Origin of the sequence: Sphingomonas glaciei (assembly GCF_023380025.1) — a bacterium.
GTDB lineage: Bacteria > Pseudomonadota > Alphaproteobacteria > Sphingomonadales > Sphingomonadaceae > Sphingomicrobium > Sphingomicrobium glaciei.
On record NZ_CP097253.1, the window covers coordinates 1,610,474 to 1,629,721 of the forward strand.

At 69.0% G+C, this 19,248-nt stretch carries 15 protein-coding genes; 9 read left to right on the plus strand and 6 right to left on the minus strand.

Annotated elements, in window-relative coordinates; all coding sequences use genetic code 11:
* The first annotated feature begins 29 nt into the window (after positions 1–29).
* From M1K48_RS07870 to pobA, 7 genes are read left to right on the plus strand one after another with little or no spacing between them, the layout of a single operon-like run.
* A complete protein-coding gene (locus M1K48_RS07870) occupies positions 30–1,229 on the plus strand; it encodes a LysR family transcriptional regulator (RefSeq protein WP_249454147.1) in 1,200 nt (399 codons plus the stop codon).
* A 58-nt stretch (positions 1,230–1,287) separates the two neighbouring features.
* A complete protein-coding gene (locus tag M1K48_RS07875; RefSeq protein WP_249454148.1) occupies positions 1,288–2,151 on the plus strand; it encodes an NAD(P)-dependent oxidoreductase in 864 nt (287 codons plus the stop codon).
* Positions 2,148–3,167 carry an amidohydrolase family protein gene (locus M1K48_RS07880; RefSeq protein ID WP_249454150.1) on the plus strand — a complete coding sequence of 340 codons (1,020 nt, stop codon included), beginning with the start codon at positions 2,148–2,150 and terminating at the stop codon, positions 3,165–3,167. The genes M1K48_RS07875 and M1K48_RS07880 overlap by 4 nt, the downstream gene beginning before the upstream one ends.
* A complete protein-coding gene (gene ligA / locus M1K48_RS07885) occupies positions 3,164–3,574 on the plus strand; it encodes a protocatechuate 4,5-dioxygenase subunit alpha (protein WP_249454152.1) in 411 nt (136 codons plus the stop codon). The genes M1K48_RS07880 and ligA overlap by 4 nt, the downstream gene beginning before the upstream one ends.
* On the plus strand, positions 3,574–4,473 hold the full coding sequence (locus M1K48_RS07890) for a class III extradiol dioxygenase subunit beta (protein WP_249454154.1): 900 nt from the start codon (positions 3,574–3,576) through the stop codon (positions 4,471–4,473). The genes ligA and M1K48_RS07890 overlap by 1 nt, the downstream gene beginning before the upstream one ends.
* A 21-nt stretch (positions 4,474–4,494) precedes the next feature.
* Positions 4,495–5,439, plus strand: a complete 945-nt coding sequence (locus M1K48_RS07895; RefSeq protein ID WP_249454156.1) for a Gfo/Idh/MocA family oxidoreductase — start codon at positions 4,495–4,497, stop codon at positions 5,437–5,439.
* Complete coding sequence (gene pobA, locus M1K48_RS07900; protein ID WP_249454158.1) at positions 5,439–6,608, plus strand: 4-hydroxybenzoate 3-monooxygenase; 1,170 nt, start codon at positions 5,439–5,441, stop codon at positions 6,606–6,608. Before M1K48_RS07895 ends, pobA begins: the two co-directional genes overlap by 1 nt.
* Here pobA and M1K48_RS07905 read toward each other — a convergent pair.
* Positions 6,605–7,810, minus strand: a complete 1,206-nt coding sequence (locus M1K48_RS07905; RefSeq protein WP_249454160.1) for an FAD-dependent oxidoreductase — start codon at positions 7,808–7,810, stop codon at positions 6,605–6,607. The genes pobA and M1K48_RS07905 overlap by 4 nt on opposite strands.
* An 85-nt stretch (positions 7,811–7,895) precedes the next feature.
* Here M1K48_RS07905 and M1K48_RS07910 point away from each other — a divergent pair, with 85 nt between their 5' ends.
* Together M1K48_RS07910 and M1K48_RS07915 are read left to right on the plus strand one after the other, a co-directional pair.
* Complete coding sequence (locus M1K48_RS07910) at positions 7,896–8,936, plus strand: S66 peptidase family protein (RefSeq protein WP_249454162.1); 1,041 nt, start codon at positions 7,896–7,898, stop codon at positions 8,934–8,936.
* Positions 8,933–10,135 carry a serine hydrolase domain-containing protein gene (locus M1K48_RS07915; protein WP_249454164.1) on the plus strand — a complete coding sequence of 401 codons (1,203 nt, stop codon included), beginning with the start codon at positions 8,933–8,935 and terminating at the stop codon, positions 10,133–10,135. The genes M1K48_RS07910 and M1K48_RS07915 overlap by 4 nt, the downstream gene beginning before the upstream one ends.
* Positions 10,136–10,200: 65 nt before the next feature.
* On the opposite strand, the gene M1K48_RS07920 is transcribed toward M1K48_RS07915, so the two are convergent.
* The 5 genes from M1K48_RS07920 to M1K48_RS07940 form a co-directional block, all read right to left on the minus strand.
* On the minus strand, positions 10,201–13,200 hold the full coding sequence (locus tag M1K48_RS07920; protein WP_249454166.1) for a TonB-dependent receptor domain-containing protein: 3,000 nt from the start codon (positions 13,198–13,200) through the stop codon (positions 10,201–10,203).
* 157 nt (positions 13,201–13,357) lie between these two features.
* Positions 13,358–14,773: a D-alanyl-D-alanine carboxypeptidase/D-alanyl-D-alanine endopeptidase gene (dacB, locus tag M1K48_RS07925; RefSeq protein ID WP_249454168.1), complete on the minus strand. Its 1,416-nt coding sequence runs from the start codon at positions 14,771–14,773 to the stop codon at positions 13,358–13,360.
* Positions 14,770–16,179 (minus strand): M20/M25/M40 family metallo-hydrolase, encoded by a 1,410-nt coding sequence (locus M1K48_RS07930; RefSeq protein ID WP_249454170.1) that lies wholly within the window; start codon positions 16,177–16,179, stop codon positions 14,770–14,772. Before M1K48_RS07930 ends, dacB begins: the two co-directional genes overlap by 4 nt.
* Before the next feature lie 55 nt (positions 16,180–16,234).
* Positions 16,235–17,152 (minus strand): flagellin, encoded by a 918-nt coding sequence (locus M1K48_RS07935; protein ID WP_249454172.1) that lies wholly within the window; start codon positions 17,150–17,152, stop codon positions 16,235–16,237.
* The gene (locus tag M1K48_RS07940; RefSeq protein ID WP_249454174.1) at positions 17,149–19,242 is read right to left on the minus strand and encodes a flagellar hook-associated protein FlgK; all 2,094 of its coding nucleotides are present in this window, start codon (positions 19,240–19,242) and stop codon (positions 17,149–17,151) included. Before M1K48_RS07940 ends, M1K48_RS07935 begins: the two co-directional genes overlap by 4 nt.
* Between the last annotated feature and the right edge of the window lie 6 nt (positions 19,243–19,248).

Below are 19,248 nucleotides of genomic sequence, written 5' to 3' on the forward strand. Positions count from 1 at the left end.
GGCCCCCATAAGCAAATATTATAGAAGCCATGCAGCCGTTCGACTTCAACCTGCGCCACCTGCGCGCGCTTGGCGAGATAAGGTCGCACGGCAGCCTCAACCGCGCGGCGGAGGCGGCAGGGCTGTCGCAGCCGGCGCTGACCCAAGGTCTGAGCAAGATCGAGCGGCAGCTTGGCCAGCAATTGTTTCACCGCACGCACGAGGGCATGGCGCCGACCGCGGCCGGGCTTGCGCTGTCGGAACGGGCCGAGCGCGCCTTCGCCTCGCTCGCTGCCGGTCCGCGCCGAGGCGGAGCGCGCGGTTTTGCCCGGCCCGACCGGTTGATGACCGCGACGCAGGCCTCGGCCTTTCTCCATTTCGCCGATGCCGGCGGGTTCAGCGGCGGTGCGTCGGCCAGCGGCCTGTCGCAGCCCGCGATCCACCGGGCGGTGCGCGAATTGGAGCAGATCTGGGGCGTGGCCCTTGCAGAACGGCGCGGCCGCGGGATGGTCTTGACCCCCGCCGGGCGCAGCCTCGCCCGCGCCATCCGCCTCGCCGCGCGGGAGATTGCGGCAGGCATCGAGGAAGCGCTCGGCGACACCGGCGTGGGCGGACGGATCACCATCGGCGCCATGCCGCTCAGCCGCGCCCTGCTCGTCCCCCGCGCTCTTGCCGAGTTCGTCAGGCACGCCCCGGCGACCATCGTCGACGTGGTGGAGGGCTCCTGGCGCGAGCTGATTGATCCGCTGCGGGAAGGCTCGATCGACCTGATGGTTGGCGCGATCCGGCCCGAGCCGCCGCCGGGGATCGAGCAACAGCCCCTGTTCGACGATTCGCTGTCGGTTTTCGCCCGTGCGGGCCATCCGCTTGCCGAACGTGCGAACGTCGGAATCCCGGAACTGGCGCAGCAGGCGTGGGTGGTCGGCCCGGCAGGAACCCCGCTTCGCAGCCACTGGAGCGACCTGTTCGCCGGCGCGTCGGCCCCACCGGCGGTCCCGATCGAATGCGGGTCGGTGATGGTGATCCGCGGGCTGCTGGCACAAAGCGACCTCCTTACCCTGCTGTCGGCCGACCAGGTGGCGCTGGAAGTGGAGGCCGGAATGCTGGTCCGGATCCCGATCGAACTGCCCGGAACGGTCCGCACCATCGGCATCGCAACGCGGGCCGGGTGGCGGCCGACCCGTGCCCAGTCGCGTCTGATCGGCCTCCTCCAACAAGCCAGCGGCAGCACAAGACATCAGCAAAACTGATAGCTGGCGGCGCATTTGGATTGGTGGCGGGGGTGCGTCATCCCCTAGGCGCGACGGTGTGACGGAGGCTCTGACCTTTATCGGCTTCGGCGAGGCAGGCGCTGCCTTTGCCCGTCCCGGTGCGGCCGCCTTCGACCTCAAGACCCAGGCGGCCGCCACCCGCGCCGCCAAGCTGCTCGACTATGCCACTGCCGGAGTGACCGGTGCCGACAGCGCCGCGCATGCCGTCGCGAGTGCGCAAGTCATCCTGTCGCTCGTCACCGCGGACCAGGCGCTGGACGCGGCAAGCCAGTACGCCCCGAGCATGCCGGTCGGTGCACTCTACCTCGACATGAACAGCGTCGCGCCCTCCACCAAGCGTGCCGCAGCAAAGGCCGTGACGGCCGCCGGTGCGCATTATGTCGACGTGGCAATCATGTCGCCGGTGCTTCCCGCGCGCCACGCGGTCCCCCTGCTGGTCTCCGGCGATCGCGCGCAGGACGCCGCCGAAGGCCTCCGCGCCTATGGCTTCACCGACGTCACCGTGGTCGGCAATCGGATCGGCGACGCTTCTGCAATCAAGATGATCCGCTCGGTCATGGTCAAGGGCATGGAGGCGCTCACCGCCGAATGCCTGCTCGCCGCGCATCGTGCCGGGGTCACCGAGGCGGTCCTCGCCTCGCTCGACTCCTCGCGCGACCAGGCCGGCTGGACTTCTCGCGCCGACTATAATCTCGACCGGATGCTGGTCCATGGCCTGCGCCGTGCCGCCGAGATGGAGGAAGTGGCGCGCACCCTCGACGATCTCGGGGTCGAACCGGCGCTGACCCGCGGCACGATCCGGCGCCAGCGAGAACTTGGCCGTCTGGGGATCAGCCCCGCCGCCGGCCTCGCCGCCAAGCTCGAACAGATCGACCCCGGCCGGGCAGAGGAAGCCGCATGATCATCGACTGCCACGGCCACTACACCGTGCTTCCGCAGGCGCATGACAGCTGGCGCGAGGCGCAGGTCGCCGCCTTTAAGGCCGGCGAGCCCGCCCCGCCCTATCCCGACATCTCCGACGAGGAGATCCGCGCCACCATCGATGCCAACCAGCTGCGCTTGATCCGCGAGCGCGGCTCCGACCTCACCATCTTTTCGCCGCGCGCCTCGGCGATGGCCCCGCACGTCGGCGACGAAGCGGTGGCGATCGAGTGGGCGACCCGCTGCAACGACCTGATTGCCCGCGTCGTCGGCCTCTATCACGAGACCTTCGCCGGCGTGTGCATGTTGCCGCAAAGCCCCAAGGCCGACATGGTCGGCTCGATCGCCGAGCTTCGCCGCTGCGTCACCGAGCTCGGCTTCATCGGCTGCAACCTCAACCCCGATCCCGGCGGCGGCCACTTCACCCACCCGCCGCTGACCGACCGCTACTGGTATCCCTTCTACGAGGAGATGGTCGGGCTCGACGTGCCGGCGATGATCCACGTCTCGGGCAGCTGCAATCCCGCCATGCACGCCACCGGCGGCTATTACATCGCCGCCGACACCGTCGCCTTCATGCAATTGCTGCAGGGCGACTTGTTCGCCGACTTCCCGACCTTGCGGTTCATCATCCCCCACGGCGGCGGCGCGGTGCCCTATCACTGGGGCCGTTACCGCGGGCTCGCCGACATGCTGAAAAAGCCGGCGCTGGGCACCCACCTGATGAACAACATCTTCTTCGACACCTGCGTCTACCACCAGCCGGGCGTCGACCTGCTGGCCGACGTCATCGACAACAAGAACATCCTGTTCGGGTCGGAGATGGTCGGCGCGGTGCGCGGGATCGATCCGACCACCGGTCATTATTTCGACGACACCAAACGCTATGTCGACGCGCTGGACATCAGCGATGCGGAGCGCAGCGCCATTTTCGAAGGCAATGCCCGCCGCGTCTTCCCGCGCCTCGACACCCTCTTGAAGGAACGCGGCTTATGACCGAACCACGCGACATCCACGCCTATCTGGCGGAGTTCGAGGACATCCCCGGCACCCGGGTTTTCACCGCCGCCCGCGCGCGCCAGGGCTATCACCTCAACCAGTTCGCGATGAGCCTGATGAAGCCCGAGAATCGCGAGAAGTGGAAGGCTGACGAGGCCGCCTATCTCGACGAGTGGCAGCTTACCGACGAACAGAAGCAGGCGGTGCTGGCGCGCGACTACAACCAGCTGCTGGACCTCGGCGGCAACATCTATTTCCTCGCCAAGGTCTTCTCCACCGACGGGCAGAGCTTCGTCCAGGCGGTCAGCACTATGACCGGCGTGTCGGTCGAGGAATATCAGGCGATGATGAACGCCGGCGGCCGCTCGCCGCAGGGTGTTCGCTCCAAGAAGGACAGCAACTAATGGCTCGCATCACCGCCGGCGTCGGCTCCAGCCACGTTCCCCTGCTCGGCGTCGCGCACGACCAGCAAAAGGACCGCGACGCCTATTTCGCGCCGATTTTCGAAGGCTTCGACTGGACCCGCGAGTGGGAAAAGACCGAGAAGCCCGACGTCGTGATCCTGGTCTATAACGACCATGCTTCGGCCTTCGACATGAAGATCATCCCGACCTTCGCGATCGGCTGCGGCGAACGCTACAAGCCCGCCGACGAAGGCTGGGGCCCGCGCCCAGTGCCCGACGTCCATGGCCACCCGGACCTTGCCTGGCACATCGCGCAGAGCCTGATCCTCGACGAATTCGACATGACCATCATCAACGAGATGGAGGTCGACCACGGCCTTACCGTGCCGCTGACCATGATGTTCGGCGACGTGGCCGAATGGCCGGTCAAGGTCGTGCCGCTGGCGGTCAACGTCGTCACCTATCCGCCGCCCTCGGGTAATCGCTGCTGGGCGCTGGGCGAGGCGATTGCCCGCGCGGTGGCGAGCTTCCCGGAGGATCTGAACGTCCAGGTGTGGGGCACCGGCGGCATGAGCCACCAGCTCCAGGGCCCGCGCGCGGGCCTGATCAACAAGGAATGGGACAACGACTTCCTCGACGGGCTGGTCGGCGACACCGACCGCCTGCGCAAGGTCCCGCATATCGAATATCTGCGCGAGACGGGCAGCGAAGGTATCGAGATGGTGATGTGGCTGATCATGCGCGGTGCGCTGGGCAAGCGCACCAAGGCGATCCACCGCCACTATCACGTGCCGTGCAGCAACACCGCCATCGGGCACATCGTGCTGCGTCCCGACAATGGCGAAAGCTTCGACACACGCGACAGCACCGCGGCCTCGGACGCTCCGCTGACCGCTTGAATCAGACCGAAAGACAAACCCATGAAGATCGCACTCGCGGGCGCTGGCGCCTTTGGCGAAAAGCACCTTGACGGCCTCCGCAACATCGACGGCGTCGAGGTCGTCTCGGTGGTCGGCCGCACGCTTGAGCCGACCCAGGCGGTGGCCGACAAATACGGCATCCCTCACGCCACCATCGAGTTGAGCGAAGCGCTCGAGCAACCCGGCCTCGACGCAGTCATCCTCTGCACTCCGACCCAGCTTCACGCCGAACAGGCGCTGCAATGCTTGGATGCGGGCAAGCACGTGCAGGTAGAGATTCCGCTCTGCGACAGCCTAGCTGACGGTGAACGGGTTCTCGCCAAAGCGCAGGAGACCGGACTCACCGCGATGGTCGGCCACACCCGCCGCTTCAATCCCAGCCATCAATATCTGCACGACCGGATCGCGGCCGGCGACCTTTCCATCCAGCAGATGGACGTCCAGACCTATTTCTTCCGGCGCAAGAACATCAACGCCAAGGGCGAGCCGCGCAGCTGGACCGACCACCTGCTGTGGCACCACGCCGCGCATACGGTCGACCTGTTCGCCTATCAGGCCGGCCCGATCGTCCAGGCCAATGCAATTGAGGGACCCAAGCATCCCGAACTCGGGATCGCGATGGACATGTCGATCCAGTTGAAGGCGGAGAGCGGTGCGATTTGCACCCTGTCCTTGAGCTTCAACAACGACGGGCCGCTCGGCACCTTCTTCCGCTACATCTGCGACAACGGGACCTGGATCGCCCGCTACGACGATCTCGTCACCGGTCGCGAGGAGCCGGTCGACCTGTCGCAGGTCGCGGTCTCGTCCAACGGTATCGAGCTTCAGGATCGTGAATTCGTCGCCGCCATCCGCGAGGGCCGCGAGCCCAATGCCAGCGTGGCGCAGGTCATGCCCTGCTACCGCGTCCTCGATGCCCTCGAGAAGCAGCTAGCGACGCACTGATGAAGACCGCGGTCGCGATCATCGGCGCGGGGCCGTCGGGGCTGCTGCTCGGCCACCTGCTGCGACAGGCCGGGGTCGACTGTCTGATCGTCGAGCGGCAGGCGGCGGACTATGTCCTCGGCCGGGTCCGTGCCGGGGTGCTGGAAACGGTGACCACCGGACTGATGGAGCGGCTCGGCCTCGACGATCGGCTCCAGCGCGAAGGATTGGTCGAGGAAGGCTTCAACCTCGCCACAGACGACCGGCTGATCCGCATCGACGTCAAGGCGCTGACCGGCAAGCATGTCACCGTCTACGGCCAGACAGAGCTGACCCGTGACCTGATGGCGGCGGCCGAAAGCCGCGGCCTGCAGGTGATTTATGAGGCCAAGGACCTCGTCCTCCACGACGTCGACGGCGACGAGCCGTTCCTGACCTATCATAAGGACGGGGTCGAGCAGCGGATCGAAGCCGACTTCATTGCCGGTTGCGACGGCTATCACGGCCCCTCGCGCAAGGCGATCCCGGCGCCCAAGTTGCGCGATTACGAACTGGCCTATCCCTTCGGCTGGCTCGGCATCCTCGCCGACGTGCCGCCCTGCCACCCCGAACTCATCTACGCCAATACTGAACGCGGCTTCGCGCTCGCCTCCATGCGCTCGGAGACCCGCAGCCGCTATTACATCCAGGTCCCGCTGACCGACCGGGTCGAAAACTGGAGCGAGGACAAGCTGTGGGACGAACTCGCGCTCCGCTTCGATCCCCTGAGCGAGCACGGCGTCACCCGCGGCCCGGCGATCGAGATGTCGATCGCGCCCCTGCGCTCCTACGTGTGCGAGACGATGCGCCACGGCCGCCTGTTCCTGGCCGGCGACAGCGCCCACATCGTGCCGCCGACCGGGGCCAAGGGCCTCAACCTCGCCGCCTCCGATGTCCATTATCTCGCCGACGCGCTGATCGCCTTCCACGCCACTGGCGACGAGAGCGGCCTCACGGGTTTCGAAGCTCGCGCGCTGGCCCGGATCTGGAAGGCCGAGCGGTTCAGTTGGTACCTGACCAAGCTGATGCACCGTTTCCCGACTGACGGCAGCTTCGAACACAAGATGCAGGCGGCCGAGCTCGACTATGTCGGCAGCTCGGAAACCATGCAGCGGTCGATCGCCGAAAATTACGTCGGCCTGCCGATCTAGCCTTCACCCACGACCAGGGCCGCCGCCCGCTCGGCAGTGGCGAGCGCATAGGTCCAGCCGAGCCCACCGTGCCCGATATTGACCGTGATCGCGCCGCGCCGCGCGACGATCGGCAGGCTGTCCGGCGTGACCGGTCGAAGCCCCGCCCACCCTGCCCTCGGACCCTCGTAATCGGCCGCCTCGGGCAGGCTGTCGCGCGCCGCTTCGGCCAGCGCCTGCAGGCGGAGCGGATCGACCGCCGCGTCCGAGAAACCGACGTCGGCCAGGCCGGCAATCCGCATCCGCTCGCCCAGGCGACAGAACACCAGCTTGCGCGCCACGTCGGTGATGCTGACCCGCGGCGCTTGTCGTCCCGGCGCCAGCGTCAGCGAATGGCCGCGCACGGGCACGATCGGCACGCGCCATCCCAGCGGCCGCAGCAGGGCAGCCGCCTGCGGTCCGGCCGCGACGACGAGGTGACGCGCCTCCAGCCGTTCGCCCCCGGCCAGCCGAACCGCCGACCCGGGCCCCTGCTCGATGCCTTCGACCGCCGCGCCGAAACGGGTTTCGAGACCCTCGCCGGTCAGCCGCTCGGTCAGCGCGGTGCAGAAGAGATGCGGGTCGCCGACCGCATCGCCCGGCGCAAAGATTCCGCCGGCAAGACGGCTGCGAATGCCCTCCAGCGCCGGCTCGACCCCAACCGCTTCCGCTGGGGTCAGCGCCCGAACCTCGATTCCCGCCCGCCGCTTGGCCTCGGCATGCGCCGCCGCCGCGCGAAAACCATCGGCATCCTCATGAAGCAGCAACTTGCCCGGCACCGCATGCGCGAACTCGAGGGGATAGCGGTCGAGCAGCTCCTCCATCAGCGCGCGGGAGCGCAGTGCCATCTCGAGCCCGGCCAGGCTGTTGGCCGCGAACCGCCCCGCGCTGCCGTTGCGGAAGAAGGCCAGGCACCAGCGCAGGTAGGCGGGGTCGAACCGCACCGCGACGCGGAACGCCGGGTCCGTCGCGGCGAGGATTCCAGGCAGCCGCTTGAGCAAGCTCGGCGAGGACAAGGCGTCGGTGTAAGAGTAACTCAGCTGCCCGCCGTTGGCGAAGCTGGCGCCGTTCCCCGCCTCCGCTGAGCGATCGACCAGCGTCACTGACAGCCCGCGCCGCATCAGTGCCTCGGCCGTCGCCACGCCGACCACGCCAGCGCCCAGCACCAGGACATCCTTGGTCACAAGAGGGGCAGATCGGTCGGCATGACGGGCGGGAGCCTAGCAGCCTCGGTTGCACTCCTCCACGCGGCCCTTATCGTCCGGCCCCATGACGAATATGCATCGACGCCAAGCCCTCACGAATCTTGGCGCGGCGGGGCTGGCGCTCGGCCTGCCCCTCCCGGCCCTCGCCGCCCCGACCAGCCGCAAGCCGCCGCGCCTGCGTGCGGGCGACCGCGTCTCGATCGTCGCGCCGGCCGGCTTCTATGCCGACGGGTTCGACTTCCAACTGGTGACCGAGGCGATCACGGCGATGGGGCTGGTGCCCGTCCCGGGGTCGCACTGGAAGGACCGCTTCGGCTATCTCGCCGGCACCGACCGCGACCGCGCCGCCGATTTCAATGCCGCCTTCGCCGACCCCACCACCCGCGCCGTGCTGGCGATGCGCGGCGGCTGGGGGTCCCAGCGGATCCTGCCGCTGCTCGACTGGAAGACGATCGCGGCCAATCCCAAGCTGCTGGTCGGCTTCAGCGACATCACCGCGCTCCACCTCGCGATCCAGGCCCGCGCCGGCTTTCCCACCATCCACGGCCCGACTGCGGGGAGCAGCTGGAGCAAGGTCAGCTATGCCGCCTTCCGTGACCTCGCCTTCGACGGCAAGCTGCCGACCTATCGCAACACGCCAGGCGACCAGGACAGGCTGGTTCAGCGGCAGGGCCGCTACCAGACCCTCCGCCCGGGCAAGGCCAGCGGCAAGCTGCTCGGCGGCAATCTGACGGTCCTCACCAGCCTCGTCGGCACCCCGTGGCTGCCCGACTTCAGCGGCGCGATCCTGTTCCTCGAGGATACCGACGAAGCTCCTTATCGCATCGACCGCATGCTGACCCAGATCGGCCAGGCCGGGATCCTGCGGCGGGTGGCGGGCGTGGTGTTCGGCCAGTGTACCAACTGCAAACCGTCGGACGGCTCGACCAGCCTGTTCACCCTGAACGAAGTCTTCGACCAGCATCTGAAGCCGCTTGGCGTCCCGGTCTACACCGGCGCGATGTTCGGCCATATCGAGGACCAGTTCAGCCTGCCGGTCGGGTGCCGGGCCGAGATCGACGCCGATGCCGGGACGATCCGATTGCTGGAAGCCCCGGTCGCGTGAGGCGCGGCCTTGGCCTCCTTCTCGCCCTGCCGCTCGCCGGCTGCATGACCGCCGATCGTCCAGCTCCGTATGCGCCGCCGTCCGAAGTCGCCTGGGCCTGGGCACGCTTCGACGCGTCGGCCGTGCGCGGGCAGGATGCCGGTGGCCTCGCCGACCGCCGCACCGGCCGCCGCATGACGCCCGACGACCCGATCCGCGTCGCCTCTGTGTCCAAGATCGCCACCGCGCTGACCGTCATGCGGCTGGTCGAAAAGGGCAAGCTCGACCTCGACGCCGACGTCTCGACCATGCTCGGGTGGCCCCTCCGCAATCCCGCCTTCCCCGACCGCGCCATCACGCTGCGCATGCTGCTCAGTCACACCGGCAGCTTCCGCGACAATGGCGAGAATTACGTCGTCCGCCTCGGCAAGACGATCCGTCCCGAGGCGCAGGACCCCGGCTCGTTCGACCCGGCCCACGCCCCCGGCACCTTTTTCCGCTACTCCAACCTCAACTTCGGCCTGGTCGGGACGATCATCGAGCGCGCTACCGGCGAACGCTTCGACCGTGTCGCCCGGCGCGAGGTACTCGAACCACTCGGCCTCGACGCCTGCTTCAACTACGCCACCTGCAGCCCGGCCGCCGCGGCCCGCGCGGTGGTGCTCTACGACGAGGATGGCTCGGCGATACTCGACGATCTGCGGGGCAAGCTGCCTGCCTGCCCGGTCTTCACCGAGCCCGGCACCCCCTGCAATCTCGACACCTACCAGCCCGGCACCAACGGCGCCCTGTTCTCGCCCCAGGGCGGATTGCGCATCTCCGCTGCCGGACTGACCGTGATCGGCCGTATGCTGCTGAATGACGGCCGGCACGGCGGGCGGGCGTTCCTGTCCCCGGCCAGCGTCCGCACTGTGACCGCGCCGCAATGGACCTTCGACGGCTCCAATGGAGCGACCGACGACGGCTTCTACTGCTCCTACGGGCTGGCGATCCAGCTCCTGCCCACGCCCGCCGCGGGTTGCCGCGACGACCTCACCGGCAGCGGCCGACGGCTGGTCGGTCATGCCGGCGAGGCGTACCGCGTCCGCTCCGGCCTGTGGCTCGACCCGGCCACCCGCACCGGAATCGCCTTTGTCGCCGCCAACAACGGCAAGGACCCGCCCGCCGGCCGCTCGGCCTTCAAGGCGGTCGAGGAATGGCTCGCCGCCAACCTCCGCTAGGCCAAAGTAAAGGGGACCCGACCAAAGGCCGGATCCCCTTCCCCCCTGTGTCTCCGGGCGATCGCCTAGAACAGCTTCCAGTCGAGATTGAGCGTGAATGCCCGGCCCCGCGGGTCGGCGACACGCGGCTCCCAGCTCGATCCCGCGCCGGTGTTGCTGTCATAGGTGATGGCGAACGGCGGATCCTTGTCGAACAGGTTCTTCACGCCCGCCGTCAGCCTCAGGTCCTTCCACGGCTCGAAGCTCACCGCCGCATTGTAGGTCACGTAATTGCTGACTCGCGGATTGTAGAGCGGCCGCGCGGCGCTGCCCGGCAGCGCGAAGTTGCGATAGCCGTTGCGGAAGATCTGCGACACGTTGAACGTCCAGGCGCCGGTGCGGTAGCCGATGAAGGCATTGTGCTTCCACTTCAGGCCCAGGTCGCCGGTCAGGCTGAACACCCCGATGAGGTCGGTGTAGGCGAGGCTCGGAAGCAGCTTCTCCTTCTTGGTCAGCAGCCGCGTGCCGTCGAGCCCCGCGGTCAGCTGGCCTCCGAACAGGTCGGTCCCGGCGCGCGCCGCGACCTCCAGGCCCTCGGTCCGCCGCGAACCGAAGTTACCGGTGCGAAGGTCGACCCCGGTGATGATCCCGTTGGTCCGCGCGATCCGGTCTGGGAAGGCGCCGATGTTGGCGAGCAGCTGCGGGATGGTGATCGACCCGATCGTGTCGTCGACCGCGATGTTCCAATAATCGAGCGACAGGCTGAACCGCCGCGCCGGCTCGATCACCACGCCGACGGTCCACTGCTTGCTGGTCTCCGGCCCGAGGGCGAGGTTGCCGCCGGTCAGCGAATCCGGGGTGATCGGCGCGCAGCCCGGCTGCGGCCCGTTGACGGTGCCTTGCGGACAGAGCGTCGGGTCGACCAGCGAGTTGCCGGGGTTGGGCGAGATGGTCGTTCCGTTGAAGATCTGGTTGAACGACGGCACCCGGAAGCCGGTGTTGTACGATCCGCGGAACATCACCGGGTCGATCGGCCGGTACTTGGCCGAGATCTTGGGGTTGGTGGTCGTGCCAAAGCCGGTGTAATCGTCGACCCGGATCGCGCCGGTGACTTCCAGCCGGTCGCCCAGCGGCACCAGCACTTCGGCATAGGCCGCCTTCACGGTCCGCTTCTTGGGCGTGAGTGCGTTGACGTTGTCGAACGCCGCGAGGAAGATCACCGGAGCGGTCGCCGCCGCTGCCGCCGAGCCGTTGAACGAATAGGTTTCGCGGCGATAGTCGACGCCGACCGCGGCCTGCACGCGATTGCCGAACAGGTTGAACAGCGGGCCCGAGACCGAGCCGTCGAACTGCTTCACCTCATACTGGCCGCCGTACAGCGTCGCGCCCTCGGCGGAGACCGACTGCAGCGCGGCCAGGCCGGCTTCGGTCTGGGTCACGCTGAACGGGTTCAGCAGTCCGCTGTTGAGCGCTCCGACCAGCCCGTAGGTACCCGGCGCCCCGGCGACTTGCGGCGCGGTGGTGTCGTAGGCGCCGGTGGCTGTCGTGCCACGGTAGTAATAGCCCGAGCCCAGCACCGACGCGCTCTCGCTCTTTGCGTAGGAAGCGCCGGCGCGGTAGTCCCAGCGCGCGAACAACGGACCCTCGGCGCCGACCGTGGCGCGGATGGTGTCGGTCTTGGTCTCATATTCGCGCGGACCGCAGGCGATGCAGCGCCAGCGATAGGCGATCGGACGACCAAAGCGCGCGTCGAGCGCGGCAGCGCTGGCCGGGAAGGCCGCCTTCAGCTTGTTGAAGATGTCATCGTAGGTCGCCGCCGTGATCGGATTGCGCGGGTACAGGAACGAGCTGTTGGTGGTGTTGCCCGACACCTGCGCATTGGAGAATTGCTTGGAGCTGTCGGCGCTGGAGCCGGTGACCTCGGCGAAGATCTCGTGATCGCCGCCGACCCGGACCACGCCGCGGGTGTAATAGGTCAGCGTGTCGATCGGCTGCTGGATGACGGCCGCCCGGCCGGTGTCCCAGGCGCAGGCATATTGCGCGGTGGCGGTTGCCCACAGCACTTCGTCATAGGGCATGCCGCCGTCGACCGACGAGCAGCCCGCGCCGCCCGGAAGGTCGAGGATGTTGATCCCGCCGCCGGCACCGTTGGCGCCGTTCGGAAGGGTCAGCGTCAGGCCTTGCGTCAACGTGCCCTGCGGCGCCTGGACGGCGGCGATGGCGGTGTTGAAGATGGTCGCGATCGGGGTCCCGCGAGTGTCGATCGACAGGCCGCGCTCGGGCTGGTTGCCGTTGACGAAGTCACGCTGCGACCCGCGCAGGATGCGGTTCGAGCTGTAGGCGACCGCGCCCATGATGTTGAAGCCCTGTTCCGCCAGGTCGCCATAGCCGGCGATCCCCGACACGCGGTAGATGTTGCCCCCGCCGGCTTCGGTGACGTCGGCGAAGCCCTGGACGCCGAGGCCCTGATAATCCTTGCGGGTGATGAAGTTGATCACGCCGCCGATCGCGTCGGTGCCGTAGATGGCCGACGCGCCGTCCTTCAGCACCTCGACCCGCTCGATGGCCGCGAACGGGATCTGGTTGACGTCGACCGCCGAGCCCTGGAGCCCGTGGGCGGCGACGCGGCGGCCGTTCAGAAGCACCAAGGTCGACGCACTGCCCTGCCCGCGCAGATTGGCCGACGACAGCCCGTTGGTGCCGCGCTGGGCGCCCGACACGACGTCGGAGTTGGACGCGAGATTGTCGGCGCCATTACCGTTGGTGCTGAGGTAGCTGATCAGCTGCTCGGGATTGGAGATCCCCTCGCGGACCAGTTCCTGCGTGGTGATGATCTGCAGCGGCAGCGGGCTGTTGTTGGGGTCGCGGCGGATGCGCGAACCGGTGACCACGATTTCGCCCGAGGCATCTTCGCGGTTGCCGGCATTGGCCGGCGACACGGGGGTCTCCGCCCCGGTCGGGGTGGCCGCCGGCTCGGTGGTGTTGCCGGTCGTGCTCTGCGCCGCGGCCGGCGACGCCAGCATCAGCCCAAGCGCCATCGCGCTGCCCATCGAGAGCATTGCTGCCCGTGTCCCCAATTGACCCATGTTTTGCCCCTTGCCCCGAAACGTCATTTTTCTGTGCGCGGGATAGGAGGCAAAGCCCCGCATTCTTGCCAGTCTTTTCTTTGTCACACGGGCCCTTCGAGCCAGCTTTTCCGCCAACAGGGCCAACGCTGTTGCGGCGGCGCAACAGCAGCGGCGGTCAGCGGCTGGCGGCGACCAGTTCCAGCGCGCCATCCATCATCGCGGTGGCGCGCACATCCTCGGGGACGTCGCTGGCGAGGGCGGAGAACACCAGCGTCTCGCCGCGCGCGGTCAGCAGGTAGCCCGACACGGCGCTGGCCGCGGTCAGCGACCCGGTCTTAGCGAACAGCCGCCCCTTCAGCGCGCCGCTGGCGAAGCGCCGGCCGAGCGTCCCGTCGACCCCGCCGATCGGCAGGCTGGCCCGGAAGGCGGCGCCCCACGGCCGCCCCGCCGCCCAGCGCAGCAGGGTCACCACCCCGCGCGGGGACACACGATTGTAGGGCGACATGCCCGATCCGTCGGCCAGCGTCGCCGCCCGCTCGGGCACAGACGCGCGGTTCAGCACCTCGCGCACCGCTTCCAGCCCGCCGGCGACATTGGGCTTGCCCCGCGCCGCGCCCAGCCGGCGCAGGAGCAACTCGGCATGGACGTTCTGGCTGACCTTGTTGATGGTGGCGATATCCTCGCCCAGCGGCCCCGGCTCGGCCCGCGCGACCTCGACCGCCTGCGCTACGGCAGGGCTCGGCTGCGGCTGGTAAAGCGAAGCCACCGCACCGCCCACGCGTACCCCGCGCTCCTCCAGCATCCGCGCCAGGCGCCACGCCGCATAATGCGCCGGGTCGTCGACGCCGAGCCGGAGCACCTCCTCCGCGGCGCCCGCCACGACCGTCCCCGACAGGCGGACCTGGCGGCTGCCGGGCAGGCGCGTCACTTCCAGTGCGCTTTTCCCTGCAGCGACCGTCACCGCTTCGTTGACCACCTCCATATAGCCGCCGCCGACTACCCGCGGCGGCTGGCCTGCGGTGACGGGAGCAACCCGTAACGCCACCTCATTGCCGTCGATGATCAGCGCCCCGAGCCCCGTTCCCGACCGGGTCGGGATGTTGTTCCAGCTCATCCCGAAGCTCCACCTTTCGTCGAGGAAGGCACGGGAATCGCCGATCACCGCACCCACCCGGCGGGTGCGGGCGGCAACCGCGTCGGCCAGCGTCGCCAGGCAGTCGGTTTGGCAGTCGGGCGCGCTCGACAGCCGGGCATCGCCGCGGCCTTCCAGCATCACGTCGGGCGCCTTGCCTCGCACCGGCCGCAGCAGCACCCGCGTCGCGCCGTCCCGGTCGGGCTGGTCGAGGCCCGGTAGCAGCTCGAAAGCGGCCAGCGTCGTGAACAGCTTGGTGTTGGACGCCGGGACGAACCGGCCGTCGGGGTTAAGGCTGACAATCTCCCGCCCGTCGAGCGTCGCCACTACCAGTCCAAACCGCACCCCCGGCCCGGCTTCCGCCAGCTTCGCCTCGACCTGCTGCTGCAGTGTGAGTGGCGCCTGCTGCGCGATCGCCGGTGAAGCCATCAGCAGCGCGGCGAGCAGCAGTGCCCTCATTGCGATGCCCCCTCGCCGCCCGCCAGCTGCCGCATCAGCCGCGGCCAGAAGTCGAAAGCCTCGTACAAGGCGCGGTCGGGGATGCGCTCGTTCAGGCCATGGACGCCCGCTACCTCCCCGCCGACGGTGAAGTCGGCGCTGAAGCCGTATGTCGGGATGCCGCGCGCGCGGAAATGCTTCCCGTCGGTCGCGCCCGGCGTCATATAGGTGACGATCGGAATGTCGGGCGCCTGCGGGGCCACCGCCGCCTTCACCGCCGCGAACAGCGCCGGATTGGCGGGCGAGGCGGGCGCTCCGAACGGCTCGCCGACGATCTTCCACTCCGCCGCCGCATTGCCGCCCAGCGCCGCCAGCGTGCGCCGTACCTCCTCGATCTCGACCCCCGGAAAGATCCGGCAGTTGATCGTCGCCGTGGCGCTTTGCGGCAGCGCATTGTCGGCGTGGCCGCCTTCCAGCAGCGTCGGAACGCAGGTGGTCCGCACCGCATGGCCAAGCCGCGGTTCCGCGCCGACCTCGGCCAGCAAGGCGTCGTCGTCCGGCTTCGCCTCCAGCGCCGCCACCTTGGCCTTCAGGCTTTCGCTGGCGCTGCTCGCTGCCGCAGCATCCCGCAGCATGGCGCGGGTCAGGTCGCTGTTCACCAGCGGGAAGGTGTAACCACGCACCCGGCCAAGCACCTCGCCCAGTTCGTAGATGGCATTGTCCGCGCGCGGCCTAGCACTGTGCCCACCGGCATTGCGGATCGTGACCGAGATATTGGCAAAGGTCTTCTCCGCCACCTGTACCGCGAACGAGGTCGGCTTGCCCGACGCGTCGGCGCGCCCCCCGCCCGAGTCCGAATTGATCGCATATTCGGGCTTCGCCGCCGCCAGCCGCTCGGCCAGCACCATGCTCGACTTCATGTCGGTTTCCTCGTCCCCGGAAAAGCCGAGGATGAGGTCGCGGTCGGGGCGGAAGCCCACTTTCTTGAGGGTAATGAACGCCGCGACCAGATGCGCGACGCCCAATTTGTTGTCGCTGGTGCCGCGCCCGTAGAGGAAGCCGCCTTCCTCGTGCAGCTTGAACGGATCGCGCTCCCAGTCGGCGCGCTTGGCCTCGACCACGTCCATGTGCGCCAGGAACAGCAGGGGCGCCCGCGCCCCGGTCCCGCGATAGCGTACGATCAGCGAAGCGGTCTCGCCGACCGGCAGGATCTCGATGTCACGCGCGGCAAATCCCGCCTGCCGCAGCCTGGCCGACAGCAGCCGAGCCATCCGCGGCACCTGGCCGCGTCCCGTCACCGTCGGGATCTCGACGATCGACTTGAACAGGTCGTGGAGCAGCCGGCCATCGGCGCTGTCGCGGGGCGCCGCCCCGGCCGGCGCGGCCGCCGCCAAAAGGGCGAGCGCGCCAAGGAATCGCATGGACATGGCGGCACCAAAGCAGCAGCGCGGGGGCAAAGTCCACCTCGCGCCGGGCCTCGAGTCAGCGCATGTAGTCGACCAGGCTCAGCTTCGACAGCCGCGAGAAGACGGTGTAGCTCGCCTCCAGCGTGGACTGGCGCTGGACCAACTGGCTGGCGACTTCGGCCAGGTCGGCGTCCTCGTTTCGCGACACCAGCCGCTCGACGATCAGGGTCCGCTCGGCCGCGCGGGTGGTCAGTCCCTCGACCTGCGCCTGGCGCCGCCCGTTCTCGGCGTGGATCGCACGCAGGTTGGTCATCCCGTCGTTTATCTGCCCGATCGCCTGGCTCATCGCGGCGGTCTGCGCCGGGGTCGGAGTCAGGCCGATCGTGCCCGCCTCGGCCAGCGTGCGGAACGCCTCGAACAGCTTCGATCCCATTTCGCTGGCAGTCGCGCCATAGGTGACATCCAGCCCGTCGGCGACCCGCGCTTCCGCCATCACCGCATCGTTGCGAAAGGCGTTGGCGGTCGGCACCCCGGCGCACGAGGCGAGGGTCGGCGGCACGAACGGCGCGGTCGCCGTCTGCGATCCGGCGAACAGATATTGCCCGGCCTCGTCGCTGTTGAGCCCGGTGCGGAAGCGCTGGAACGCCTCCTCCACTACTTCCTGTAGGCCGTCGGCGCGGCCCGTACCGACAGCCGACAGCAGCCCGTCGCGCAGCTTGCCGAGCGATTCGACGATCCCGTCCATCTGCGAATCCATGATCGACAGCGTGGTTCCGATCCGATTGCCGACCGCGGCATGGGCCTCCTGCCGCGCCAGCAGGGTGCGAGCCGACAGGTTGCGCATGGTCTCGATCCCGAGGCTGGCGAAGTCGGGCGCCTTCTTGCCGGTCGCCATCTGCTGCTGCACCTCGGCCAGCTTGCGCTGCGACACCGCGATGCTTTCGAACAGGGTACGCTGCATCGGCACGCTGGCCACCCGGTTGAACCCGCTCATCGTCCCACCATCCCGATCAAAGTGTCGTACATCTGCGTCGCGGTGGTCATGATCCGCGCCGCCGCCGAATAGCTGTTCTGCAAGGTCACCAGGCTGGCCAGTTCCTCGTCGATATTGACCCCCGAATAGCTGTCGCGGCGGTTGATCGCGTCCGACCTGCGCCCCTCCATGTCGGCCAGCCGGTCCTTGGCCCCGGCGGCGTCGAGCCCGGTCTGGCCGAGCACGAAGCTGGCATAGCTTTCCATTCCCGACACCCGTCCGCGGCCAAGGTCGACCGCCGCGCGCAACTGGTCGACGAAGGCGTTGGCGCCGCGGCTGTCGCCCGGTCCGACCGCCTTGGTCCCGACCGTCGCCGCGGTGTTCAGCCGGGCCAGCGGAAGCGCCCGCCCGGTGGCGGCGATGTCGGGCCTGAGCTTGGCCCCGTCGAGGCCCGTCTCGCGGCCCGAGGGCAGCAGCAGGGACGACAAGGATCGGTCGGTGCCGAACCGGCTGGTGGTGTCGGACACCACCGACAGGCTGGCGGTCGGCAGGTTGGCGACGGGGGTAAAGGCCAGCCGCCCGCGCCCGTCCAGCGCGACGCTTCCGAACGCGCTGAGCGGCCCGGCGTTGAGCGAAGTGACGAGGCCGCCGAAAGTCCCTCCGGCGGCCGGCGCGATATTGTCCTGCGCCAGCACGCGGCCATCGGGCCCGCGCAGCACGAACTCGACCGCCTGGGGCGGCGCGGCGCCGTGCGGATCGCTCGCCGCGAACCCGGCCGGGCCGTAGCTCCGCGATCCGCTGATGAAGTCGTTGAGGCCGAATTGCTGGGCGAATCCCATGCCGACCCGGCTGCTCGGCGCGGCGGGGTCCTGCGCGACCGCGACGCCGAGGCTGCCCGATCCCTCGATCGTCAGCCTCCCGTTCGAGAAGCTGGCGGTGGCGGTGCCGCCAAGCCCGGCGTTGATCGCGTTCACCGCATCCTGGATGGTGGCGCTCGGCCCCAGCGCGTCGAAGTCGAGGATATAGCTCGCCGCCAAGGTTCCGTCCGGCTGCAGCGAGGCAATTACCGCCCGCCCGGTGAAGCCCAGCCGGTCGCTCGACCCAAAGCCCGTCAGCGCGCCCTCCAGCTTGTCCGGCGCGGGCACGGTGGTGCCGGCATTGCTGACCGCGTTGAGGCTTTCGGCGAGGCCTCCGAACAGGCTTCCGATCTCTTCGGCAAAGGCCGGCAGCCGACGGTCGCGCAGGTCCATCAGCCCGCCCAGCCGGCCACCGGCGGCCGACGACTCCAGCCGCTCGCCGGTCTCGGCCCCGACGCTTCCGTCCGAATTGACGAACCGCAGCTTGATCGCGGGGTAGAGAGGCTGGAGCGACCCGTCGCTCGGCGGATAGTCGAGCTGCCGCAAGCGCCGGTCGAGCAGGGTCGCCCCGCCCGCGGTGTCGATGGTCAGCCGCCCGTCCTCGCCCTCGCGCACCTCGATCTTGATCAGCCCGGCCAGTTCCTCGACCGCGCTCATCCTTTGGTCGATCGCGCCATTGCTCGCCCGGCCGCCCGCCGCCTGCCGCGCGACGCTGTCGTTGAGGCCGTCGATCCGGCCCAGAAGGGTGTTGATGCTGTCGACCGTGTAGCTGAGCTCGCGCTCGGCATCGACGCGCAGCGCGGCGACATCGCTGTCGAGCGTCTGCAGCGCGGTCAGCGCCTGCCCGACCGCGCCGACGAACCCGCGCACGGTCGGCTCGCTCGCCGCCGCCCCGGTCATCGCCACCGCCGCCGCCCCCACCGCGTCGAGTCGGGCGGGAAGCCCGCTGTCGTCCCCCGGCGCCCCGAGCAGCGCCTGCAGCCGGTCGAGCGAACTCGCCACCGCCTCGGCCTGGCCCCAGTCGCCCGCGCGGCGATAGACGGTGGATTCGAGAAAGCGGTCGGCGACCCGCGCCGCTTCGCTCGCCCGGACCCCGCTGACCTGCCCCGCGGTGACCCCGGTCTGCAGCGGCACCCGTTCGCGGGCGTAGCCGGGGGTGTTGACGTTGGCGATGTTGTTGGACGCCGAACGCAATCCCGCCTGGGCCGCGTTCAGCCCCGACAGGGCAGATCCGAGGATGTCGGACAGGCTCATCGCCTA